The organism is Natronococcus sp. A-GB1, assembly GCF_029688845.1.
Taxonomy (GTDB): Archaea; Halobacteriota; Halobacteria; order Halobacteriales; family Natrialbaceae; genus Natronococcus.
This window is the reverse complement of record NZ_JARUKW010000015.1, coordinates 59,430-81,949: the sequence shown is the minus strand read 5'-3', so window position 1 is coordinate 81,949 and position 22,520 is coordinate 59,430. Positions and strand designations below refer to the sequence as shown.

General features: G+C 67.0%; 26 protein-coding genes. 10 read left to right on the top strand and 16 right to left on the bottom strand.

Annotated features, from left to right (window positions below):
- Positions 1 to 8: 8 nt before the first annotated feature.
- Positions 9 to 653 carry a DUF6517 family protein gene (locus tag QA600_RS16910; protein ID WP_278293115.1) on the bottom strand — a complete coding sequence of 215 codons (645 nt, stop codon included), beginning with the start codon at positions 651 to 653 and terminating at the stop codon, positions 9 to 11.
- A 170-nt stretch (positions 654 to 823) separates the two neighbouring features.
- Here QA600_RS16910 and QA600_RS16905 point away from each other — a divergent pair, with 170 nt between their 5' ends.
- A complete protein-coding gene (locus QA600_RS16905) occupies positions 824 to 2,134 on the top strand; it encodes an aspartate aminotransferase family protein (protein ID WP_278293114.1) in 1,311 nt (436 codons plus the stop codon).
- A 63-nt stretch (positions 2,135 to 2,197) separates the two neighbouring features.
- On the opposite strand, the gene QA600_RS16900 is transcribed toward QA600_RS16905, so the two are convergent.
- Entirely contained in the window at positions 2,198 to 3,787 is a 1,590-nt protein-coding gene (locus QA600_RS16900) for a fused MFS/spermidine synthase (protein ID WP_278293113.1), read from the bottom strand.
- Positions 3,788 to 3,790: 3 nt separating this feature from the next.
- Between QA600_RS16900 and QA600_RS16895 the strand changes: the two genes are divergently transcribed.
- Both QA600_RS16895 and QA600_RS16890 read left to right on the top strand, forming a co-directional pair.
- Positions 3,791 to 4,036: a hypothetical protein gene (locus QA600_RS16895; RefSeq protein ID WP_278293112.1), complete on the top strand. Its 246-nt coding sequence runs from the start codon at positions 3,791 to 3,793 to the stop codon at positions 4,034 to 4,036.
- Between the two features lie 397 nt (positions 4,037 to 4,433).
- The gene (locus tag QA600_RS16890; protein WP_278293165.1) at positions 4,434 to 5,045 is read left to right on the top strand and encodes a TMEM175 family protein; all 612 of its coding nucleotides are present in this window, start codon (positions 4,434 to 4,436) and stop codon (positions 5,043 to 5,045) included.
- Between the two features lie 32 nt (positions 5,046 to 5,077).
- On the opposite strand, the gene QA600_RS16885 is transcribed toward QA600_RS16890, so the two are convergent.
- Complete coding sequence (locus QA600_RS16885) at positions 5,078 to 5,302, bottom strand: hypothetical protein (RefSeq protein WP_278293111.1); 225 nt, start codon at positions 5,300 to 5,302, stop codon at positions 5,078 to 5,080.
- Positions 5,303 to 5,388: 86 nt separating this feature from the next.
- Here QA600_RS16885 and QA600_RS16880 point away from each other — a divergent pair, with 86 nt between their 5' ends.
- Positions 5,389 to 5,793: an SRPBCC family protein gene (locus tag QA600_RS16880; protein ID WP_278293110.1), complete on the top strand. Its 405-nt coding sequence runs from the start codon at positions 5,389 to 5,391 to the stop codon at positions 5,791 to 5,793.
- 27 nt (positions 5,794 to 5,820) lie between these two features.
- On the opposite strand, the gene QA600_RS16875 is transcribed toward QA600_RS16880, so the two are convergent.
- On the bottom strand, positions 5,821 to 7,095 hold the full coding sequence (locus QA600_RS16875) for a GTP-binding protein (RefSeq protein ID WP_278293109.1): 1,275 nt from the start codon (positions 7,093 to 7,095) through the stop codon (positions 5,821 to 5,823).
- Between the two features lie 94 nt (positions 7,096 to 7,189).
- Between QA600_RS16875 and QA600_RS16870 the strand changes: the two genes are divergently transcribed.
- From QA600_RS16870 to QA600_RS16860, 3 genes are all read left to right on the top strand, one after another.
- A complete protein-coding gene (locus QA600_RS16870) occupies positions 7,190 to 7,486 on the top strand; it encodes a hypothetical protein (RefSeq protein ID WP_278293108.1) in 297 nt (98 codons plus the stop codon).
- Complete coding sequence (locus QA600_RS16865; RefSeq protein ID WP_278293107.1) at positions 7,486 to 8,469, top strand: TRC40/GET3/ArsA family transport-energizing ATPase; 984 nt, start codon at positions 7,486 to 7,488, stop codon at positions 8,467 to 8,469. The genes QA600_RS16870 and QA600_RS16865 overlap by 1 nt, the downstream gene beginning before the upstream one ends.
- A gap of 176 nt (positions 8,470 to 8,645) precedes the next feature.
- A complete protein-coding gene (locus QA600_RS16860) occupies positions 8,646 to 10,532 on the top strand; it encodes a carbon starvation CstA family protein (RefSeq protein WP_278293106.1) in 1,887 nt (628 codons plus the stop codon).
- A gap of 92 nt (positions 10,533 to 10,624) precedes the next feature.
- On the opposite strand, the gene QA600_RS16855 is transcribed toward QA600_RS16860, so the two are convergent.
- Positions 10,625 to 11,245, bottom strand: coding sequence for a hypothetical protein (locus QA600_RS16855; protein ID WP_278293105.1), 621 nt, complete (start codon positions 11,243 to 11,245; stop codon positions 10,625 to 10,627).
- An 84-nt stretch (positions 11,246 to 11,329) separates the two neighbouring features.
- Here QA600_RS16855 and QA600_RS16850 point away from each other — a divergent pair, with 84 nt between their 5' ends.
- Positions 11,330 to 11,554, top strand: a complete 225-nt coding sequence (locus QA600_RS16850) for a hypothetical protein (RefSeq protein WP_278293104.1) — start codon at positions 11,330 to 11,332, stop codon at positions 11,552 to 11,554.
- On the opposite strand, the gene QA600_RS16845 is transcribed toward QA600_RS16850, so the two are convergent.
- The 5 genes from QA600_RS16845 to QA600_RS16825 form a co-directional block, all read right to left on the bottom strand.
- Positions 11,555 to 12,748, bottom strand: a complete 1,194-nt coding sequence (locus QA600_RS16845) for a redox-regulated ATPase YchF (protein WP_278293103.1) — start codon at positions 12,746 to 12,748, stop codon at positions 11,555 to 11,557.
- A gap of 138 nt (positions 12,749 to 12,886) precedes the next feature.
- Entirely contained in the window at positions 12,887 to 13,174 is a 288-nt protein-coding gene (locus tag QA600_RS16840) for a hypothetical protein (RefSeq protein ID WP_278293102.1), read from the bottom strand.
- 92 nt (positions 13,175 to 13,266) lie between these two features.
- On the bottom strand, positions 13,267 to 14,364 hold the full coding sequence (locus tag QA600_RS16835) for an alanine--glyoxylate aminotransferase family protein (RefSeq protein ID WP_278293101.1): 1,098 nt from the start codon (positions 14,362 to 14,364) through the stop codon (positions 13,267 to 13,269).
- A gap of 21 nt (positions 14,365 to 14,385) precedes the next feature.
- The gene (locus QA600_RS16830) at positions 14,386 to 15,063 is read right to left on the bottom strand and encodes a class I SAM-dependent methyltransferase (protein ID WP_278293100.1); all 678 of its coding nucleotides are present in this window, start codon (positions 15,061 to 15,063) and stop codon (positions 14,386 to 14,388) included.
- Positions 15,064 to 15,117: 54 nt separating this feature from the next.
- Positions 15,118 to 15,894: an NAD(P)H-hydrate dehydratase gene (locus QA600_RS16825; RefSeq protein ID WP_278293099.1), complete on the bottom strand. Its 777-nt coding sequence runs from the start codon at positions 15,892 to 15,894 to the stop codon at positions 15,118 to 15,120.
- Positions 15,895 to 16,008: 114 nt separating this feature from the next.
- On the opposite strand from QA600_RS16825, the gene QA600_RS16820 reads away from it, so the two are divergent.
- Positions 16,009 to 16,635, top strand: a complete 627-nt coding sequence (locus tag QA600_RS16820; RefSeq protein WP_278293098.1) for a phosphoribosyltransferase family protein — start codon at positions 16,009 to 16,011, stop codon at positions 16,633 to 16,635.
- Positions 16,636 to 16,647: 12 nt separating this feature from the next.
- On the opposite strand, the gene QA600_RS16815 is transcribed toward QA600_RS16820, so the two are convergent.
- Together QA600_RS16815 and QA600_RS16810 are read right to left on the bottom strand one after the other, a co-directional pair.
- Positions 16,648 to 16,788 carry a rubrerythrin-like domain-containing protein gene (locus tag QA600_RS16815; protein WP_278293097.1) on the bottom strand — a complete coding sequence of 47 codons (141 nt, stop codon included), beginning with the start codon at positions 16,786 to 16,788 and terminating at the stop codon, positions 16,648 to 16,650.
- A gap of 111 nt (positions 16,789 to 16,899) precedes the next feature.
- Positions 16,900 to 19,752, bottom strand: a complete 2,853-nt coding sequence (locus QA600_RS16810) for a bacterio-opsin activator domain-containing protein (protein ID WP_278293096.1) — start codon at positions 19,750 to 19,752, stop codon at positions 16,900 to 16,902.
- Between the two features lie 376 nt (positions 19,753 to 20,128).
- Between QA600_RS16810 and QA600_RS16805 the strand changes: the two genes are divergently transcribed.
- Entirely contained in the window at positions 20,129 to 20,635 is a 507-nt protein-coding gene (locus QA600_RS16805; protein WP_278293095.1) for a hypothetical protein, read from the top strand.
- Positions 20,636 to 20,642: 7 nt separating this feature from the next.
- On the opposite strand, the gene QA600_RS16800 is transcribed toward QA600_RS16805, so the two are convergent.
- The 4 genes from QA600_RS16800 to QA600_RS16785 form a co-directional block, all read right to left on the bottom strand.
- Positions 20,643 to 21,497, bottom strand: coding sequence for a YihY/virulence factor BrkB family protein (locus tag QA600_RS16800; RefSeq protein ID WP_278293094.1), 855 nt, complete (start codon positions 21,495 to 21,497; stop codon positions 20,643 to 20,645).
- A gap of 50 nt (positions 21,498 to 21,547) precedes the next feature.
- A complete protein-coding gene (locus QA600_RS16795) occupies positions 21,548 to 21,754 on the bottom strand; it encodes a YwbE family protein (protein WP_278293093.1) in 207 nt (68 codons plus the stop codon).
- Between the two features lie 88 nt (positions 21,755 to 21,842).
- Positions 21,843 to 22,241, bottom strand: a complete 399-nt coding sequence (gene msrB / locus QA600_RS16790) for a peptide-methionine (R)-S-oxide reductase MsrB (RefSeq protein ID WP_278293092.1) — start codon at positions 22,239 to 22,241, stop codon at positions 21,843 to 21,845.
- A 39-nt stretch (positions 22,242 to 22,280) separates the two neighbouring features.
- Positions 22,281 to 22,433, bottom strand: coding sequence for a hypothetical protein (locus tag QA600_RS16785; RefSeq protein WP_278293091.1), 153 nt, complete (start codon positions 22,431 to 22,433; stop codon positions 22,281 to 22,283).
- Positions 22,434 to 22,520 lie beyond the last annotated feature (87 nt).

Here is a 22,520-nt window from a genome sequence, read left to right as displayed (position 1 = left end):
AGAGAATCTCAATCGGGCAGCTCCTCGAGCACGCCGCTCATGAGCGAGCGGACGTGCTCGCCCTCGTCGTCGAGGTAGGTCGGATAGACGCCGAGCGTCGCGACCAGGTCGTCGCCGGCGTCGACGGTCTCGGTGACGAGGACGTCGACGTCGACCGTTCGCCCGTCGAACTCGGCCTCGCCGGTGAACGTCGACAGCGTCGTCGTCTGCTCGAGTATCGTCAGCTCTTCGTCCGAGTCGTGATCGACGCTTCCGAGCCCGTCGTAGGTGCTCACGACCAGATCGACGAGGTCGCTCGCCGAGCGCTCCCCGATCGGATTGAGCTGTCGGCCGGCGATCCCGACCTGCGGGCTCGAGAGGACGACGAACTCCGCGCCCTGGTGTTCGCCGAGCAATCCCATGTCGATGGTCTTCTCGTACTCGGTAAGGGCGTTGATCAACACCAGTTCCTGAGAAATGACGGAGACGCTGACCGTCTCCTCGAGGCGAAGCTCGTCGACGTCGGTCCGTTCGTAGCCCGCCTCCTCGCGGACCTCCGGGTCGATCCCGGCCGGCGTTGCCTCGTGTCTGTCGAGCCCAACCGTCCCGAGACAGCCCGCGAGGCCCGTGATTCCGATCGTCCCCGCTCCGGCGATCAGCTGTCGGCGTTTCATTCTTTAATTCAATTGTCCCGAACATACAAGATCTTTTGGGATTCATCACTTCGAGACGTTTGGGACGACCTCGTCTATCATCCGTCTCCGAAGCCTGGCACGCCACAGGCGGCTCAGCGCGTCGAACGATGTCTAAACGCCTAACTGCGCTCACGGAGAACGGCTCGAGGATGACCGATCCGAACGACGCTGCAGCGATGAGTGACCTCGTCGACCGCGCACGTGAACTTATCCCCGGCGGCGCACAGACGGGACTGCGGGCGCAAGCCTACGAGACCGGCGACGTCGCCTTCGACTCGGCGTCGGAGGCCACGCTGACGACAGTTTCGGGCGAACGGTATACCGACTACCACCTCGGGTTCGGGCCGATCGTCCTCGGCCACGCACACGACGGCGTCGACGAGGCGGCTCGAGCGGCCATCGACGACGGCGTGCTGTACGGGGCGGGCACGACACCCCTCGAGGTCGAGGTCGCCGAGCGCCTCGTCGATCTCGTCCCGAGTGTCGAAATGGTGAATTTCTGCAACAGCGGCAGCGAGGCGACCTACCACGCGATTCGGCTCGCACGCGCCGCCACCGGAAACGAGAAGGTGCTGAAGTTCGAGGGCTGTTACCACGGCTGGCACGACTACGTCGACGTCAGCGTCTACCCGCCCGCCGACCGCGTCGGCGAACGCTACCCCGAATCCGACGGGATGCTCTCGGCGGCCGTCGAGAACACGCTGGTCGCGCCGTTCAACGACCCCGACGCGCTCGAGGACGTCTTCCGGGAGCACGGCGACGAACTCGCGGCCGTCATTCTCGAGCCGATCCCCCACTCCGTCGGCTGTCTGCTCCCGGAACCGGAGTTTCTGGAGCGACTGCGCGAGGTGACCGAGAGCCACGACGTCCCGCTCGTATTCGACGAAGTCATCAGCGGCTTCCGCCACTCGCCCCGCGGCGTACAATACGAGTTCGGCGTGACGCCCGATCTTACCTGCGTCGCGAAGGCGCTCGGCAACGGCTACCCCGTGGCGGCCGTCGGCGGTCGGGCGGACCTGCTCGCGCAGGCGGGCGGCGACAACGAGTCCGGCGTCGTCATCAGCGGGACGTACTCGGGGAGCCTGCCGGGGCTCGCCGCCGCCCGCGAGACGATCGATACGATCGTCGACGAGGACGTCCAGGGGTATCTCACGGATCTCGGGGATCGCTACCGCGACGGCCTGACCGATCTGCTCGAGGATCACGCCATCGACGGGCGGGTCGTCGGCCACCGAAGCATCTTCAGCGTGCAGTTCGGCGTGGACGGCGAACCGCGAACCTACGAGGACGTGCTCGGGCTCGACGAGGAGCGCTTCCGCGCGTTCGCGGCGGGGATGCGCGAGCGTGGGCAGTTCTTTACGCCGAACCCGTACAAGCGCCACCACCTCTCGTTCGCCCACGACGAGAGCCACCTCGAGTCGTATCTCGACGCCGCGGACGCGGTCCTCGCCGAACGCTGAGCCGACCGCGTCCTCGGTTGGACCGTACTCCGCGTCGTTCTGCCGTCCCCCGAGACCGCTCGCTTAGCCCGCTTCCGCAGCGACCGTCGGATTCGCCGTCGTCGGCTCCGACTCCTCGGTCTCCTCGATGACGTAGCGCTGGCCGAGCATCGGATCGAGCAGGCTGTCGACAGGCGCACGGTCGTCGCGGAGGACGGGAACGTCGTCGGTCTCGGGGTCGGCCATGTAGTGGTTGACCTCGCCGCTCAGGTCGACGCCCAGGTCGCGCTCGTCGTTTCGCGCCTCGAGGTCGTCCTGTGAGAGTTCCTCGTCGTCTTTGGTCGCGACGAGCTGGATGTTCTGGACCGAGTCCTCGTCGGAGGTCCGGAAGCTGTACACCTCCGGGAACGCCTCCGCCATCGTCGCGTGCTCCGCGCGGTAGAACTCCGAGGCCGAGCCGCTGGGCGCCGAGACGACGTTCGCCAGCAGGACGCCGTCGTCGCTCAGCCGGTCGGCCGCGAGCTCCATGAACTCCTCGGTCGTCATGTGAAACGGCACCTGGTCCTGTTTGTAGGCGTCGAGCACGATCACGTCGTACTCCTCGTCGTTGCTCTGGAGGAACTGCCGGCCGTCCTCGGCGTGGCTGGTCATCGTCTCGCCGTGCTCGAGGCCGAAGTAGTCCTCGGCGGCCTCGGTCACCTCGGGGTCGATCTCGACGACGTCGACGTCGACGTCGTACCGGTCCTCGAAGTCCTGGGGACCGGTGTACCCGCCCCCGCCGATGAAGAGGACGTCGTCGACGGCCTCGTGGTCGTCGACCATGAGCATCGGCAGATGGAAGTACCTCGTGTAGGCGAAGACGTGGCGATCGGGCTCCTCGAGGTCCATCGCGCTGTGGTGGGCGCCGTCTAAATACATCGTCCGGACGTCGTCGTTGTCGTCGACGACCTCGAGGTGCTGGTGTGGCGTCTGGCTCTCGTGGACGACGTCGCCGCGGTGGTCGAAGTCGACGGGGCCGCCGCCCGCGGCGGTGACGAGCAACAGCACGACGACGACGCTCGCAACCGTCGGATTCCGCGGGGGCGACGGCAGCGTGAGCGTGAGGGCGGTCGCGACCAGCGTCAGGCCGAACAGCAGGCCGATCTGGGCGATGCTGAGGTAGGGGATGAGGACGAACGTCGTCGCGCCGGCACCGAGGATGCTCCCGATCGTGCCGAGCGCGTAGACGTGGCCAGAGGCCTCTCCGATCCCGCGTTTTCGGGAGAGTTCGGCAGCGTAGGGGCTGATGAATCCGAGCAGGTACGTCGGCGGGCCGAAGAGGATGATGACGGCCGGCAGCGAGGCGTATCTGGGCGGGATCGCCAGCGTCGCCGTGTATGTGAGCAGCAGGTCGTTGGCGTAGATCACCACCGCGACGTACACCGCCGTTGCGAGCATGAGCCAGGACATCTCCCGGGTGGTCGCCGTCGCCGCCCGCTTGCCGCCCTGCCAGTACCCCAGACTCAGCGCGGCGAGCAACACCGTCAGAATCCCGCCGACGGTGTAGATGTGGCTGCCGAACTGCGGTGCGACGATCCGCACCGCGAGGATCTCGAGGCCCATGCTGGTGATCCCCGAGACGAAGACGGCGAGCTCGGGCTTCGTGGGCCGGTAGTCGGGGAGGGCGTTCCGCATTCGTTGTTCCCACAGTGTCGCCGGGTTCGTGAGTACCTGTCGGCTCGAGCCGAGCCCGTCGAACTACCCGAGGGCGGCGACCTCGTCAGACTCGAGCGATCGGTAGGGAACGCCGTTCGCCTCGAGGACGGATTCGAGTTCCTCGAGGCCGCGATCGATATCGATCCCGACCCGTCGACGTGGGCGTCCGGGGACTCGCTCGGATCGGTCTCGAAGTGCGCCGTCAACTCGAGCCCCTCCGGGTGGTGATACCCTCGCACGTGGATCTGCCACCACTCGTAGCCGCTCGGGTGGTCAGCGACGTACTCGACGCGGCGGAGATTGCACACCTCCCCGAAGTACGCGAAGGACATGTCCCAGTTCGGCGCGAAGTGGCACTCGCCGAGCAGCCGTTCGACCTCGGACGACGACAGCGAGACGAGCAGCGCCGGCTCGAGCGGTTTCGGTCGCGTGAAAAATCGGCCGCGCGCCGAGAGGAGCAGGCGTCTGCAGTCGCGGAGCAGCGTATCCGTCAGATTCGTTCGAGAAAGCCGTCGTGGCATGCTGTGTACACCACCCCGAGGGGCCTAAAGAGAGGGCCACGTTGCAGTCACCGAGTCCGGGACGATCGGTTATGCTCGTCCACGGTGTCTCCGGGAGTATGCCGATCGTTCGTCTCCTCGAGGGCGAGGACACCGACCGAATCGACGGACTGAGCGACGGGCTGTTCGCGATCGTGCTGACGCTGCTGGTGCTTCAGTTTCAGATCCCCGACGTCCCCGCGGATCGGGCGGCTACGGAGCTTCCCGCGGCGCTCGCCGACCAGGAGACGCTGCTGTTCAGCTACCTGCTGTCGTTCGGGGTCGTCGGCCTCTACTGGATCGTTCACCACAACCTCTTCGAGCGGATCGAGCGCCACGACCGCGGGCTGCTGTACGGTAACCTCGTCTTCCTTCTGTTCGTCTCGTTCATCCCGTTCCCGACCGAACTGGTCGGAATCTACGGGACCCAGTTCGCGTGGACGCTGTACGCGTGTAACCTCGCGCTCGTCGGCCTCTCGCTGACGGGGCTCTGGTGGTACGCCTACCGTCGCGGGTTCACGATCGACGAGATCACGCCGCGGGTCGGTCGTGCCGTCGCGACCCGGGGACTGATCAGCCCGGCCGTCTTTCTCCTCTCGATCGCCGTCGCCGCCGTCAGCCTCACCGCGGCGTTTCTAACGCCGATCCTGATCGTTCCGCTACAGGCGCTGTGGGTGCATCGATTTCGCGAGCCCTGACGGGCCAAACGACGGGATCTATCACGGGCCGATCACGGCCGCGTCATCACGAGCGTGAGCACGAACAGCCCGGCGGCGACCGCGACGACGATCGTGAGGCTGACCTCGACCAGTCCGATGACCGCCGCGCCCGCGACGATCATCCAGCCGAACAGCAGCGACAGCACCGCGTTGAGAACCAGCAGCACGCGCGGATCGCCCTTGGAGGACTCGAGCCCCTCGCGGAACCCGTCCCGGTCGGCGTCGGGGTCGGCCATACCCGAGTAGGCGAACGTGGCTCACTTAGCCGTTTCCGTCGGCCGGCGAGGCCGACACTTATGCCGGCTCCGACGAACGACAGGGTATGCGGGAAGTCACGGTCTCTCGGCGGGTCGACGCGACGGCGGTCGAACTCTCCTCGCGGTTCGACCCGCCGGCGATCGTCGAGGCCGAGGGGAGTTTCACCGTCGACCACGTTCACGACGAGGGCGACGCGACGATCGTCGTCGCCAGCGGGCCCGGCATGCGGCTTCCGCTCCGGTTCGAATACCGCGAGGACGCCCTCTACTACACCCAGGAGGGCGAGCAGGGCCCGTTCGACCACATGGAGACGTGGCTCGAGTTCGACGAGCGCGAGGACGGCACCGAGATTCAGTTTCGATCGTCGGTCTCGCTTTCGGCCCCGCTACCGTTCGGCGATCGGATCGCCGCCTGGAAGCGAAAGGGCGAACTCGAGCGCGCGCTCGAGGCGATGGCCGACGCGTTCTAAAGTTCTCGAGGCAAGAGTCGACGCGTTCTACGGTTCGCGAAGAACGACCGGCTCGTCGTCTGTGTCCGGGAAGGGATTCTCGAGCGCTTCCGCCCGCTCCCACTCGTCGTCGGTGACCAGACAGTTCCGGAGCTGCGAGCGCAGCAGTTCGTCCTCGAGGTCGGTCCCGATGAACACGAGTTCGGTCCGGCGATCGCCGTACTCGTCGTGCCACTCGAGGTCGGGACGGTTCGATCGGTAGAGGTCGCGTTGTATCTCCGAGAGCGCGACGATCCAGGGACCGTCGCTCGTCGCCCGAACCGATCGTCCGGCCTGGGAGAGATCGACCCTCGCGTCGCTGCCGGCGACCCACACGACGCCCTTCGATCGGACGACGTCTTCGGGCAGCTCCCGGAGGAACGCGGCGAAGCGCTCGGGATGGACCGGGCGGCGCTCCCGGAACGTCAGCGAGTCGACGCCGTAGACCTCGTCGGGGTGACGGTGGTCGTGGTGGTCCTCGTCGTGGCCGTGTCCGTGCCCGTGCCCGTCGTGATCGTGGCCGGGCTCGTCGGTTTCGGAGTTCTCGCTCTCGTCGTTCCCCTCGCCCTCGTCGCCCTCGAGTGCCCGCTGCCACCCCGCGCCCTCTCCCAGCTGGCCGGGATCGAACAGGTCTACCCCGAACAGGTCGTCGGGATCGATCGCGCTGAACTCCGTTCTGCGCAGTTCGGCATCGGGCCGCAGCGCCCGGACCAGCGCCTCGGCCTCCTCGAGCTTCGCGGGCTCGCAGAGGTCGGCCTTGTTGAGCAGGACGAGGTTCGCGACCTCGAGCTGTTCGATCAGCAGGTCCGAGAGGGGGCGGTCGGCCTCGCCGTTGGGATCGCCGCGCCGTTCGGGGACGTCCTCGCCCGCGAAGGCGTCGAGGAAGAGCCGAGTGTCGAGCACCGTCACGAGCGCGTCGAGCTCGTAGCGGGCGGCGACCCGCGAACTCGTCGTAAAGAGCCGGGCGACGGGCTCGGGCTCTGAGATCCCCGAGGACTCGACGATCAGGTGGTCGAACGAGCGCTCGCGGGCCAGACGGACGACCGCCGTCTCGAGGTCGTCCTGAAGCTCACAGCAGATGCAGCCGTTCGAGAGCTCGGCGACGCCGCCGGCGTCGAGATCCGACCCCTCGGCGACGAGTTCGGCGTCGACGTTGACCTCGCCCATGTCGTTGACCAGGACCGCGAGCTCGCGGTCGCCGGCGTTGCGAAGCAGGTGGTTGAGCAGCGTCGTCTTGCCGGCGCCGAGGCTCCCCGAGAGGACGGTGACGGGAATCGCTGACATACGAGTGTGTTGGAACTCGGCGACTAAGGTGCGTCGGCTCGAGGACGGCCGGAGCACGACACCTTTTAGCCTCGAGCCCCGAGGATCACCGACAATGACGCTCGCCGACCGGATCGCGCAGTTCCGAGAAATCCTCGAGGAGTGGCTCCGCGGGCTCTATCACGGGATGATCGCTCACCCGGCCTACGAGAAGATCGAGGCCGAGGCCGAGGACCAGGAGGACGCGTTCATGCTGGCGTGTTTCCCCGACGCCTTCGGCATCCCGAGCCCGGTGTCGTACTACACGGCCGAGCTGCTGCCCTTCCTCGAGGACGAGTACGAGGCCTGGCAGCGACGGCTCTGGGATCGGGGCTCGGTGATCGAGCGCAAGGGCCACCAGTACCACTTCTGATGACGGAGTTCGTTTTCTTCGGCGGGAAGGGCGGGGTCGGCAAGACGACCGTCTCGAGTGCGTACGCGCTGAACTGCGTCGACGAGGGACTCGAGACGTTGGTCGTCTCGACGGACCCGGCTCACAGCACGGCCGACGTCTTCGATCAGGACTTTGGCGACGACCCGCGGTCCGTGGAGGGGTACGACGGGCTCTCGGCGCTCGAGATCGATCCCGAGCGGGAGGTCCAAGACCACCTCCAGGGGCTCAAACGCCAGCTGAACTCGCAGCTGTCGGCGGCGATGGTCAACGAGGTCGACGTCCAGCTCGAGATGGCCCACCAGACGCCGGGTGCCTACGAGGCCGCGCTGTTCGACCGGTTCGTCGACGTGATGCGGTCGGCCGATCCGTACGATCGGGTCGTCTTCGACACCTCGCCGACGGGGTCGACGCTGCGGCTCCTGGCCCTGCCGGAGCTGCTCGAGAGCTGGATCGAACGGCTGATGCACAAGCGCGAGCGCAGCATCGACCTCTACGAGAAGGCCGCGATCGGCAACCAGGAGCCGCGGCGAGTGATGGACGGCGATCCGATCCTCGCCCGACTGCGAGAGCGCAAGGAGCGCTTCGAGTTCGCGGGCGAGACGCTTCGAGAGAACGCCGCGTTCTACCTGGTGATGAACCCCGACGAGCTCTCGATCCGGGAGACCGAGCGCTCGCTCGAGACCCTCGACGAGGCAAACCTGCCGGTTCGCGGGCTCGTGATCAACCGGCTAACGCCCGAACCCGAATCCCACGAGGAGGGACGGGGCGCTCGCTACCTCCGCCAGCGGGTGGCGACCGAGCGCGACCGCCTCGAGCGGATCGAAGACGATCTCGACGCACCCGTAGTCGCGACCATCGAGACCCGCGTCGAGGAGGTTCGGGGAAGTCTGCTCGAGGACGTCGCGGCCGGTCTCGAGATCGCCGTCGACGGGGATGCGGGCGAGCGGGCGCGAACCGAGTGAACACTGCTGTCGGAGACCGGTGACCCGGTTTCGTCACCCAAGTGTCGGATTTCTCACCTTCAGGAGAATAAATCCTTCACAAATGTGCCGAAATTTGCTGTCGTTGTGCGTGATCTGAACTCAATGAATTATATTTATAGTGCCTCCGCGCAACCACCCGCTCGAGAAAGGATACCATGGTAGGTGTAATTTGGATCGTGGCACTGGTGCTGACGACGTTTACCGCCTCGTACATCGTATACGGGCGGTACCTGTCGCAGTTCGTGGGGCTCGACGACAGTCGAGAGACGCCAGCACACAAGTATCGAGACGGACAGGAGTACGTACCGGCGAAGAAGCCGGTGCTGTTGGGGCATCACTACTCGAGTATCGCAGGCGGCGCGCCGGTCGTGGGACCGATTACGGCTGCACTGATTTGGGGGTGGGTCCCGGCGGTGCTGTGGGTCGCGATCGGTAACCCGCTGATGGGCGCAGTCCACGACTTCGTCTCGCTGTCGAGCAGCCTGCGACACGAGGGGAAGTCGATCGGCTACATCATCGGCCAGTACGTCGGCGAACGTGGGAAGAACATGCTGCTGTGGTTCGCGTTCCTGCTGACGATCCTCGTGGTGGCGGTGTTCGCGCTCGTCATCGGGGTCGTGCTGGACGCCTACCCGCAGGCCGCGACCGCGAGCATCATCTACATCACGCTCGCGCTCCTCTTCGGGCTCTGGCTCTACCAGCTCGGGCTCCCGTTCTCGGTCGGGACCGTCGTCTTCGTTTCGGGCGTCTTCGCGTCGGTCTGGATCGGCATCCAGTACCCGCTCGCGCTCGTCCCGCCGGCGGAGGCCGGCGGGTACCCGGAGGGAACGATCGTTCTGCTCGACTCCGCGCCGGCGTTTATTCCGGCGCTGCTCGAGAGTACCAACATCGGCGCCTGGGTGCTCGTGATGCTCGTCTACGGCGGCGCTGCGAGCGTCCTACCGGTGTGGATGTTGCTCCAGCCTCGCGACTACCTCTCGTCGTTTCTGCTGTACACTGGAGTCGGCGGGGGTCTCCTCGCGGTCATCGTGGGTACGCTCATGACGGGAATGGGGACCGACGCGGTCCACCCCGAGACGGGCGCGCAACTGGACCTCGACATCGCGATCGGCGCCTGGTACGGCTTCTTCGGCGAGGGCGGTCCCCTCGCGGCCGAGGGGCTCATCCCGCTGATGCCGCTGTTCCCGCTGCTCTTCCTCACCATCGCGTGTGGAACTATCAGCGGCTTCCATTCGCTGGTCTCATCGGGGACGACCTCGAAACAGCTGAACAAGGAAAGCGACGCCAAGCTGATCGGCTACGGCGGCATGCTGGCGGAGGGACTGCTGGCTGCGGTCGCGCTCTGTGCCGTGGCGGTCATGGCGATCCCCGCCGCCGACGGCGGGATCGGACTCGCGTTGCCGAACTTCGCGACCGGCGGCGGGGCGATCCTCACTACCCTGGGGATCCCCTTCCAGTACGCCGCGCCCTTTATGGCGCTCGTACTCGCGAGCTTCCTGCTGACGAGCATGGACACGGCCGTTCGGCTGGGTCGGTACATGGTCGAGGAGATCGTCGGCACGCCGGAGACGAAGGTCGAAGAGTACGCGGCGAGCCGCTACGTCAACACGTCGATCATCGCCGTCGTCGCGTTCTTCCTGCTCGGTAGCGGTCGGTGGGAGGACCTCTGGACGCTGTTCGGCGGCGCGAACCAGCTGCTAGCGTCGCTGGCGCTGCTCACCGGTACCGTCTGGCTCGCGAACTGGGACCGGTCCAAGCAGCTGATCTCGACCGGCGGCCCGATGGTGCTGATGGGGTTCATCACGACGATCGGCCTTCTCTGGGTCGGACTCTACCAGATCCTCGCCGGGCGACTACTCGGCATGACCGCCGAGGCGGAGACCGAACTGCTCGGACAGGCGTCGGCCGTCGCCCAGCTGGTCATCATCGCCGTTCTCATCTGGCTCGCAATCTCGCTGTTCAAGATCGGCTACGACAACCTGCGAGCGCTCGAGGAGGGTGACGACGGCGTCGCGGCCGACGTCGGTGCCGACGACGACTGATCGCGCGGGCCGCGTTTTTTGTTTCGCGATCGACCAGCGGCGTCGCTCGGTAGACGGTGATTCGAAAGTATCGACCGCACTGACGGTGACGACTACAGTTGGAGCCGCCTCGAGAGCAGATCCAGAACGCCCGGCTCCTCGTACTCGATCGGCTCCCAGAGGCGGAAGGCGGTCGCGACGTCGGCGTTCTCGCTGGCGACCAGCTCCTCGTCGTCGGGCGCGACGACGACGAGGTTAATCTCGTAGTGGCCGTTGTAGCCGAACTTCAGGAGGGTTCGGCCGTCGAAGCCGGCGACGCGCTCCCGGACCGGATTGGGGATCGACGGCACGATAGCGACGAACGTGAAGTCGGTCGAGAAGTGTTCCTCGTCGGTGTCGATCCACTCGTCGGCCAGGCGCTCACCCAGTTCGACGAACCGATCGAGCGCCCGGTCGTCGACGCGCTCGAGCCGCCGCACGAACAGGTGCTCGGTCGAGCCGTGCTCGCCGATCGAGATCGAGGGGTGGAGGAAGTGTTTCTGGCTTCGCAGCTCCATCCGGCCGTACAGCGTGAAGCGCTTGCCCTCGACCCGGTACTCCTTCTCGAGGTCGTAGTTGTGCAGCAGTCGGTCGCTCACCCGGTCGACGTACTCGTCGTCCCAGTCAGGTACGTCCGCAGGGCGCTCGCCCGACGGCTCCTCGAGGTCGGACTCCGGCGGCCCGTCGGTATCCATGGTTGGAGATACCACGGCGAGGCCAAAAACTCGTCGGCATCGGCGGGCGGGTACGCTTTAGTCGCTCGAGGACGTGTCTCACACATGATCAAGGAACGCGAGTCCTGCGGTCGCTGCGGGATCTCGAGCGCCCTCGAGGCGGCAAACGCCGACCGGGACGAGGAGGAGCGTGCCGAGCGCGATCCGTACGGCGAGGCCCGCATCGAGGTCGACGAGGACGAACTCAGGCGTCTCTCGCCGGGTGCCTGGCTCTCGGGGGTCGCCGAGCGGCTCGGCGCGCTCGGCGATCGGCTCGCCTGGGGTCGCTGATCAGTTGGTCGTGATGACCTCGAGGACGTCCCGCGATTCGACCGCGTAGTCCTTACCGAGCTGGCGGTTCGACCGACAGTCGACCGCGTGGAGGAAGCCGTCGCCGATATCCGAGTGGAGGCTGTAGGCGAACTCCTCCGCGCTCGATTCGGGCGGGATCAGGTAGCAGTCGGGCAACACCTCGCCGCGCTCGTTGCCCAGGCCGTTGGCGCCGCCCGGGAAGACGGGGACAACGCCGAGGACGTCGAACAGCGCCGTCTCGAGGGCGGCCTGGACGCCCGTCGCGCCGTAGCGTTCAAGGAAGTCGCGGATCTCCTCGAGCCCCTGTTCCTGTTCGCTCGAGACGTCGCCCGTAATCTCGAAGTCGTCGTCGCCGGGTCGGTAGTCGACGACGCCGGCCTTGTCCGCGGACTTCAGGGCCTTCTCGGCGTGGGCGCTACAGGGGACGATCGTCAGGTGGTCGTAGTCGGGATCGCTCGTGATCTCCTCGTAGTTCTCCTGGGCTTCCGGCGTGTCCATCTTGTTCGCCGCGATCAGCATCGGCTTGGTCTCCGTGCGGATCTCGCGGGCGAGCGCGAGCCTGTCGTCGGCGCCCCACTCGGCGGGCTCGAAACCGATCCCGACCCGACGGATCAGGCGCTTGATCTCGTCCTCGTTGGTCTTGAACGCGCTCATCTGCTCGGCGAGCTCCTCCTCGATCGCGTCGTCCTCCGTCGTGTAGCCGGACTCGTAGCGCTCGATCCCCTTCTCGAGGATACCCAGGTACCACTGGTCGAGTTCCTCCTCGAGGAAGTCGATGTCGTCGCGGGGGTCGTGGCCCTCGGTAGGTTCGCCCTCGAGGTCGGTCTCGCCGGAGAAGTCGACAACGTGGACGAGCACGTCGGTCTCGTTGAGATCGGTCAGAAACTGGTTACCCAGTCCGTTGCCCTCGTGGGCGCCGGGGATCAGTCCGGCGACGTCGACGAGCTTCGTCGGGACGAAGCGGGTGCCGTCGTCGCAGTAGCCGACCGACGGCGTACACTCCTCGTCGAACTCCGGGGCAGCACACTCGACGCGCACGTAGGCCTCGCCGACGCTCGGGTCGATGGTCGTGAACGGATACGCCCCTTCAGGGACGTCGTTCATCGTCGCCGCGTTGAAAAAACTGGATTTGCCGACCGACGGTTTGCCGACCAGCCCGATCCTGTAACTCATTGTTCGGGTTCGTCGGGACGAACGTATACGGGTTACTCTCTCGAGGCGGAGTGCTATGCTGAGTCGTATCAACGAAAAGGTCGCGGCTCGGGTCGCGCTTCGGAACGTTTCGTCGGTTGCGTCGGCGATCCGGCTCCGTCAGACGTTACTCCTGCTGATCGCGCGCCAGCTCCAGCCGGCCAGCGCGATCACGACGAGCGCGAGGACGCCGAAGGCGGCCCACTGGCCGGTTTCGGAGTCCGCAATCGGTGCGAAGACGTTGACGAGACCGGTCGCCTGCATCATACCGACGGCGAGCAGGAGCAGGGTAAGAATCGAGACGACCGCAATACCGAGCCAGTTGCGCGCCATCCACTTCCCTTCCCGCTCGGCCTCTTGCCTGTCGTGAGTCGGTTTCTCGGTGGGTTCCTTGTCGGGTTCGTCCATGCGTAGGTATAGCGGCGGTTCCGACGAAACGGTTCCACCTGCACGCTCCGGGTTTGGGGAGGACACCCGTCCGGTTCTGGCTCGGAGATCCGTCAGCCGAGGACGTCCGCGAGCGCGTCCATCGTTCGCTCGACGCGGTCCACTCGAGCGTTGTGCCCCATGTGACCGATCCGGAGAACGTCGTCCTCGAGTTCGCCCAGTCCCGTGGCCAGCAGAATGTCGTGATCCTCGAGCACCGCCTGCTGGAGCGCCGTCGCCTGGCCCTCGACCGCGAGGGCGGTGACCGTCGGCGAGCAGTCGGCCTCGTCGGTCGGGTACGGCTCGAGGCCGAGGTCTGCCGCGCGGGATCGACACGTCGCCGCGGCTTCCTCGTGGCGCGCGAAGACGTCCCCGAGCCCCTCCTCGAGCAGCAGGTCGACCGCGGCGTCGAGCCCGTAGAGATTCGACGAGAGGTGGGTGTATGGGAACCACTCCTCGTCTGCGGCCGTTCGCCAGGGCTCGAGATCGGCGTACAGCGAGGGGTTGTTGACCGACTCCATGCGCCTCCAGGCCCGGTCGCTGACGGCGCAGGTGGTCAGCCCCGGAGGCGCGCTGAGACACTTCTGGCTCGCGCCGAGACAGACGTCGATCCGCCCGGTCGGCACCGGCGTCCCACCCAGCGAGGAGACCGCGTCGACGATCGAGAGCACGTCGCGGTCCTCGAGGACGTCGAGGATTCCCTCGAGGTCGTTCAGCGATCCGGTCGGCGTCTCGCAGTGGACCATCGTCGCGACGTCGAACTCGCCGCCCCTGTCGATGACGTCCGCGACGACGTTGCCGTCGAGGGTCTCGTGCCACGGCACCTCGCTGACGACCGCCTCCCCACCGTAGTTCTCGACGAAGTCGGTGAACCCGTCGCCGTAGAGCCCGTTCGAGAGACAGAGCACCCGGTCGCCGGGACCGACCAGCGAGGCGACCGCCGCCTCGAGGCCGAGGATCCCCTCACCTCCGAGGACGACGACGTCACGGTCGTCGTCCTCCGCTTCGTCGCCCGCTTCGTAGACGGTTTCGAGCTTGTCAGTCAGCGAACGGTAGAACTCGAAGAACTCGGACTCGAGATCCGGATTCGGCGTCGGCTCCCCCATCGCCTGCCGGACGGGTTCGGGAACCTCGGTGGGTCCCGGCGTCATCCGCAGCCTGTCGTCTGACATAGCTTGATCGGGGGCTTCCGTCTAAATAAAGCTGGTCCGATCTCGGCCGCAAACTCCGCCGCGACGCCGACGGAGCCGCCCGCGGACGATCGGCGTCGCGGGAAAGATCCCGACCCCGACGCGCTCGAGGTCATCGACGGCGAAGGCGTCGTGACAGACGAACCGCTCGACGGTATCTCGGGTGAGCTGACAGCCGCCCGCGGCGCGGCTCCACAGTGGGTTCAGCAGCTCCTGGCCCGTCGCCCGCCAGCCGTCCGCCCGGACGTGCTCGAGAAAGCGCAGTTCGCCGCCGGGTTTCAGCACGCGGGCGACCTCCTCGAGTGCGCGGTCGGGGTCGGCGATCGTACAGAAGACGAGACTCGAGAGGACGACGTCGACGCTGTCGTCGGCGTACGGCAGCGACTCGGCCCGTGCGTCCCGCAGGGTGACCTCGTAGCCGACCTTGCGGGCCTTCTCGGCGGCCTGTCGGCGCATGTGTGGATCGGGCTCGACCGCCTCGTAGTCGATTCCGTCATCCCCGTCGGCGACGTACGGAAAGTTCGCGCCCGTTCCCGCCCCGACGTCGAGAACGCGACCCGAGAGGTCCGCGGTCAGGTACTCCCGGTGGGTCCTGAACAGCAGCCGGTCGGGGACGACGGTGTCGTAGACGGCCGCCACGAACGGGTGGGCGATCTCCTCGGACTCCTGCGGATCGAGCATAGCGTCCCCGATTCGAGCGCGGGTAGACAAAAGCCTGGTTCCGGACGGTGCCGATCAGCGGGTCGTATCCGGGATTCGATCGATGACGTCCGTCGCGAGGACCCCGGGGCCGTGCTCGGCCGTCGCGAGTTCCCCGCTCTTGCCGAGGATCCAGGCGCCGAGTTCGGCGGCCTCCTCGCGGTCCATCCCCTGGCCGAGCAGGGAGGCCGTGATCCCGGCCAGCGTGTCGCCCGTCCCGGCGACGGTCAGCGCCGAGGTCCCGGTGTCGTTTTCCATTCGCTCGCCGTCGGCGATGATCTCGTCGACTCCCCCGGTAAACGTCAGGACGGCCCCCGTCTCTCTGGTGAAGGCTTCGAGGGACTCGTAGGATTCGGCGATCGCGTCCTCCTCGGACTCGTTGGGCGTCAGTATCGCGTTCGAGAGGTCGGCCTCGAGGGCGGGTTCGATCGCGATTGCGTCGACGACGATCGGGACGTCGATCCGATCGATCGCCTCGCGGACCGCGTCGGGGTCGGCGTCGGCGAAGCCGGGGCCGATCACCATCGCGTCGGCCCACTCGCTGACCTCGACGACGCGTTCGACGGCGACGGCGTCGAACCGTTCGCCCTCGTACTTGCTGGCGAGCAGGTTCGGATCGTGGCTCGCGACGATCTCGTAAATCTCCTCGGTGACTACCGTTCTGACGTGATCGGAGCCGGTTCGGAGCGCGGCCCGACCGACGATCGCGGGCTGGTTCGGGTAGTCGACGCTGCCGGCGACGATACCGATACAGCCGTTGTCCGTTCCCGATTCCTCGGTGATGTTCGAGAGCGTCCGCTGGAGTCGTCCCATACCTTGTCGTTCGTCGGCAGCTAGGTAGCCGTTCGGCAGGCGTCTCCCGGTCTCCGGCGTACCGGTCAGTGTGTGTGACGACAACGCATAGTATGTCGGCGTCGTAGGACGCCTATGTTCGCGAACCGATCCGACGCCGGCGACCGACTCGCGGCCGAACTCGAGGATCGCAGGATCGAAGCCGACGTCGTCCTCGGCATTCCACGCGGCGCGCTGCCGGTTGCCCGCCCCGTCGCGGACGCGCTCGAGGCCGATCTCGACGTCGTCGTCGCCCGGAAGCTCGGTGCACCGTCGAACCCCGAACTCGCGATCGGCGCGGTCGCGAGCGACGGCAGCGTCTGGCTGAACGACGACCTCGTCGAACGCCTCGGCGTCTCGGAGTCGTACCTCGCGGACGTTCGCGAGCGAGAAGCGACGAACGCGCGGGAGAAAGCCGATCGGTACCGAGGGGGAGAACCTCTGCCCGAACTCGCGGGAAAACGGGTCGTCGTCGTCGACGACGGGGTCGCGACCGGGGCGACCGCGATCGCCTGTCTCAGACAGGTTCGTGAGGCCGGCGCCGAACGGGTCGTCCTCGCGGTTCCGGTCGGCTCGCCCGAGTCCGTCGCCGACCTCGAGTCGGAGGCCGACGAGGTGATCGCACTCGTCGCTCCGGGAAACTTCCGGGCCGTCGGCCAGTTCTACCGAGAGTTCGGCCAGGTTACCGACGAGGAGGCGGTCGGATATCTCGAGGAACGGTAGCCGTCCGGTCGATCACTCGAGGGGCGTTCCCCGGTTTCGCATGTCCGCGCCGCAGTTAGGACAGCTTCCGGGCGCCGTCGCGCTGACGACGGTTCCGCAGCCGAAGCACTCGTACGTCGATTCCTCGCTTGGATCGAGTTTCACGTCTTTCATAGGGTGTGGAACGAGCGGTTCGGTCGAGCTCGTATACTAACAATAAAAGGGATATTAGGTTGAGCGTGTCCGTCAGATAGCTAGCCCCTCAGCCCAAACGGGGTTCACTATTCAACCCCCGGCCGACGGCACCGCCGGGAGGCCGGTCTCCTCGAGTAGGACTGCGAACAGCGTCCGCTGGACCCGACGGATGTGGCGGTAGAACGCCGCCGACGAGATACCGAGCGTCTCGGCGATCTCCGCCCCGGAGCGCTCGCGGGGTGACTCGAAGTAGCCGCCGTAGTAGGCCATCTGGACGACCTCGAGCTGACGGTCGGTCAGTCGCTCGAGCAGCTCCGAGCGCAGATCCTGTGGGGCCGTCCGTTCGACGGTGCGCTTTGAGCGAAGCTCGACGTCGGTGAACGCGTTCGCGACGACGTCGGCGCTGGCGGCGGGGTCGACGCTGCTCGGCACGTCGACGACCAGTCGGGTCGTCTCGGGCGTCGCCTCGAGCCGGTGGAGAACGATCCCGTGATCGGCGAGCCGAAGCGCCAGGAACGGCCGCGAGAGCTCGAGCAATACCGTCGACCCGTCGCCGTCACCCACCGTCTGGGCGTCCTCGACGGCGACGAGATCGGCCGCGGCCGCCGCGACGTCCTCTGCGGCGGCCCCGTCGACGGTGACGAACACCGCGACGGTACCCTCGTGCTGGCGAACGCCGCCGTCGAAGGAGAGCACGCAGTCCAGCCGACGGGCCAGCCGCGCGAAGACGAACTCCTCGTCGGCGACGTCGAACTCGAGGCGGGTCCGCGAGTCCGACAGCAGCGCCCGCTTTCGCTCGACCGCAGCGATCGCGGCGGCGATCGTCTCGCCGAGTTCCGCGAGCACCGCCCGGGTGGTGTCGTCGAACGCGTCGGGCCGATCGGCGTAGACGGTCAACACGCCGTAGGTAAACTCGTCGTAGGCCAGCGGCACGGCGATGGCTGACTGGTAGTCCCGCGAGAGGGCGGCCCGTCGCCACGGCTCGTCGTGGAGCTCCTCGACGACGTTCGGAACGACCGTCACCTCCCGGCTGGCCGCCGTCCGCGCCGCGGGCTCGGTCGGTTCGGCGAGCGAGAGGGAGACGCTGTCGAGGTACTCCTGGCCCCGCCCGCTGCCGTCGTGTGCGCTCGACTCGAGGCGCTCGCCGACGGCGTCTGCGGCCCCGATCCAGGCGAACGCGAACCGTTCGGCCGCCGTCAATCGCTCGCAGACGGCGCGTTCGATCTCCTCGCGAGTCTCGGCGCCGACGAGCGCGGCGTCGATCTCCCGGATGATCTCGTTCATCCGGTTGAGGCGGGTGAGTTGCTGGTTCCGCCGCTTGAGTTCGCGGTCCCGATCGCGCAGGCGCCGCTCGCGCTCGACCCGGTCGAGGGCGGCCTCCGCGGTCGCTGCGAGCAGCTCGGTCAGCTCCCGCGAGACCTCGTCGAAGGCGTCGACCTCGGACGAGCCGACGACGAAGACGCCGTGGTCGCCCAGCGGGACGAACCCCACAGACCGGAGCTCCGTGGTCGGATCCGACAGCGTCGGCGACTCCCGAACGTCGCCGAAGAACTGGGCCTCGCCCGCGAGAAAGACCTGTCCGGAGATGCTGGCGTCGTTCGCCCGCCTGTTCGGGAGTGGACCGTGCAGTCGGTCCATTCCCGGCGAGGCCGCCACCGGCCGCAACACGTTCTCCTCGGTGTCGAACCGCAGGGCCGCGCTGGCCTCGAGGTCGAGGACGTCGGTCGCGTCCGCGACGATCCGGTCGGCGATCTCGGGTTCGGTCTCGGCGTACAGCAGCTCGCGGGCGGTGCCGTGTAGCGCCGTCAACGCCTCCTCACGGCGCTTTCGGGTGGTAATATCCCGACAGCTGTACAGCATCGTCCCGTCCTGGATCGACACTTCGCGGACGTTGACCAGCAGGCTGTGTTCCCGGCCGGCCCTGTCGGTTGCCGTACACTCGATGTTGGTCAGCACGCCCTCTGCGGCGAGGGCCTCGCGATCGAACAGCTCTGGTCCCAGAAGCTCGTCGATCGTGCCCATCTCGTGAATCTGGTCGTCGGTGTAGCCGAAGATGAAGTGGACGTTCGGACAGACGTAGGTGAACGCGCCCTCGTCGTCGGTGATGAGGACGGTATCGGTCATGTGGTTGAGCGTCACCCGGTGGAGCTCCTCGGACTGGCGGAGTTCGGTCTCGAGGCGGACGCGCTCGGTGACGTCGACGGCACGGGCGAACAGCGAGACGACGGCGCCGCTCTCGTTCCGAACCGGTCGTACCGTGACGTCGAGGGTCCGGGGCTCTGCCTCGCGCTCGGCGTCGAGGCTCACCTCGAGCTCCCGGCGGGCGATCGTTCCCGCCGCGGCCCGATCGATCGCCTCGCCGATCACCGCCTCGGATTCCCACCACGACAGCGTTGCGAACGATCGGTCTATGAACTCGTCTGCACCGGCGTCAAGCGCCTCGAGCGCGGCCTCGTTGGCTCGACGAATCCGGCCGTCGGGGTCGAGGGTCCACGAGTAAGCGTCGGGATCCGCGAAGATCGACTCGAACTGTCGGGCTCGCTCTCGGCGTCGGCGCTCGGCGGTTCCCGTCGAGAGCGCGCGGTCGATCGTCGACTCGAGTTCGTCCAGCCCGCAGAGAGGGAGGTACTCGGTCACTCCCGCGGCGACCGCATCGCTCGCGAGCCCCTCGTTGCCCTCCTCGGGGACGAGAACGACCGGCAACGCCGGATCGCGCTCGCGGAGTCGTTCGAGCAGTTCGAGCCCGGTCGTGCCGTCGAGTCGCTGTGCGGTGACGACGCAGTCGATCTCGGTCGCCGACAGCGTCTCGAGTGCGGTCCCGATGTCGGGTGCCGATCGAACCGTGCCCGGCTCGAGTTCGCGGACGCGATTCGCGAGCGGCGTCTCGGCGCCGGTTTCGACGACGAGTAGCCGAGGATCGTCGCGAGTCCATACGGAAGCCATTCGTTCGTCGCTTCGACCTCCGTCGGTGAGAACGTACCGATCGGTCGAGCCGACAACCGCTCTACGTCCACCCTCGTCGGGCCGGGCTACAGACCGGCTCGATCGGCCGACCGAGCGGATCTACGACCGCATCGACCGAGTCGGCAGACAGCGAGCGCGTCCGTGCTCGCTGCGGTCGGTGAACCGATCGGTAGTACGAACTTCGTGTTTCACTCGTTTCGTGCCGTTTCACACGGTTCGGTGGGACGAAACCGAGTAGCGATCCAGTAACGAGCCTCTGTGAACGGTTCTACGACATTCAATGTTTTATATTAACCAGGTATTGACATACAGCAGGTCCGACGGACGTCGTATGATAAACCCTCGCCGACGAAGTGTGATCACGGGCGGATTCGCGCTGGTCGCTGGCGACGCGATCACCGCCGTCGGCACTGGCGACGAGGCCGTCGGCGACGGAGCCGACATGAACTCGAACGAGAGCGGACCGGACGCCGAGGAGCCAGACGAAGCGGGCAGGTCCGACGAGCCGGGCGGCGAAGCCGACCTCGAGGGATCCGACGAAGAGTCGGCCCGCGATGCCCTCGACGACCCCGATACCGCCGCGCCCACGCTCGAGTTGTCCGTCTCGCCCCCGGAGTCGGTCGCCGCCTCGGACGGGCGCGCCGAGTTCCTGATTACGGTAGCCAACTGCGGCGAGGAGACGCGCTCGGTACCGATCGCCCTCGAGGTCGGCTGCGTCGAGGACGAACTCGAGACGCCGTCGCTGGCTCCCGGCGAGCATACCGACGCGTACGCGAGCTACACCGATCTCGACTCGGGCGCCCTCGAGTGGTCGGTCGCCGTCGGGCCGGTATGTGAGCGCGGGACGCTGACGGTGACGTAACGGGACGTCAACGATCGGGGAGCTCGAGTTCCTCCGGCGGCAGCCACTCGTCGTCCGGGTCGACGCGGCCGGCGAGCACTGCGTTGACGACGGCGCCGATCAGCAGACAGAGCGCGCCGAGGTAGACCCACGTCAGGATCAGCAGGACGGCGCCGGCGATCCCGAACAGCACGACGCTCTCGGAGGTCGCGATATAGATCCGAAAGCCGACCGCCAGCGCCGCCCAGGTGACGGCTGCAAACGCCGTCCCCGGCAACACCTCCCGCACCGAGACGTCGGTCTGGGGGAACAGGTAGTACATCGGGAAAAACACGAGCGGAAGGGCGACGAGGAGCCCGATTGCACTCGCAACCGCTGCGAGCAGCCCGCCCGCCTGGATCGGGAGGCTGACCCCGACGACGCCGACAAGCACGACACCCAGCGCGATCGTGACCGTCGCGAGCAGGCTGTTGACTGCGGTCACGAGCGTGACGGTCGTCACGCTCTCGACGTACGACTGGTGCTCTCGAGAGCCGTAGATGCCGGTAAACGCGCTGTTTATCGCCTGGAACGAACGGGCCGCACTCCACAGCAAGATGGCGAGCGCGAGCAGCGCCGCGCGGATCCGGTCGCCGCGGTCGCCGGCGATCTCCTCGAGATCCGCGTCGGCCAGCGCGTCCTCGAGGCCGAACGTCTCGGCGACGCCCTCGAGGATCGGCTCGAGAGCGTCGATGAGCGCCGCGCCGACGAGCACGAGAATAACCAGCGGTACCAGTGTGTTGAACGCGTGGTAGGCAAGTCCGGCCGACTTGACGCTGATCTGTCGTTGCCTGGCGACGGCGGCGACGTGGCGGCCCACCTCGAGCCAGCGGGATCCTCTCATCGACTACTCGGGCCGAACTCGAGCGGCCTGGGGTAAAATAGCGTCGAGAGTTACTCGTCGGGGGCGATCGACTGGACGTGGCCGACGACGCCGTTTTTTAGCTCGACGCGGGGCCCGTCGGGGGTGTCCTCGTAGACAGTGCCGACCTCGCCGATCAGCGGCTCGGTGTCCTCCGAGTGGACGTCCTGATCCTCCTGTACGATCTCGACGGTCAGTCCCTGTCGTAGCTCCTCCGCGGTCGGGCGTTCGCTCGACATGGACGATGATGGGATCGTGCGTTCGAAAAGGGTAGTGCCTGCATTCGCTTTAGGTCCTCGTCGGGGACGGGGCCGCCGTGGTGGCGGGCTACTCGCCGTCGAAGTCGAGGACCGCCGAGTTGATGCAGTAGCGCTTGCCGGTCGGCTCGGGGCCGTCGTCGAAGACGTGGCCGAGGTGGCCCCCACAGTTCGCACACAGCACTTCCGTCCGCTGCATCCCGTGGCTGTTGTCGGGACGGGTCTCGACGCGGTCGTCGTCGACGTCCGAGAAGCTGGGCCACCCGCAGCCGGAGTCGAACTTCGTCTCCGAGTCGAACAGGGTGGCGCCACAGCCCACGCAGGCGTAGCTCCCGTCTTCCTTGTGGTCGACGTACTCGCCGCTGAACGGCGCCTCGGTGCCGGCCTCGCGGAGGATGCGGTACTGCTCGTCGGTGAGTTCCTCGCGCCACTCGCGGTCGTCGGTCGGCACGTCGGGTTCGTTGCTCATGGGCCCCGTAAGACGGTGAGGGCCAAGAGTCTGTCTCCCCTATCGATGGGTCATGACGTCGGTGCTGCCACAGTCCGGACACTGGGTCATTCGTCCGAGCTTCGGGACCTCGAGTCGGACCCAGGCGTCGTCGCCGCCCGGCGCCTCGAACCCGCAGCTTCGACACCGCGACTTGCCGAGTGTGGATGCCATACGGTACCGTACGTCCAGGAGACCCATATAGCTTGATCCCGAGCCGGCTCGCTCGCGGTCCGAGACGCACAGATTGACGGTCCCCCA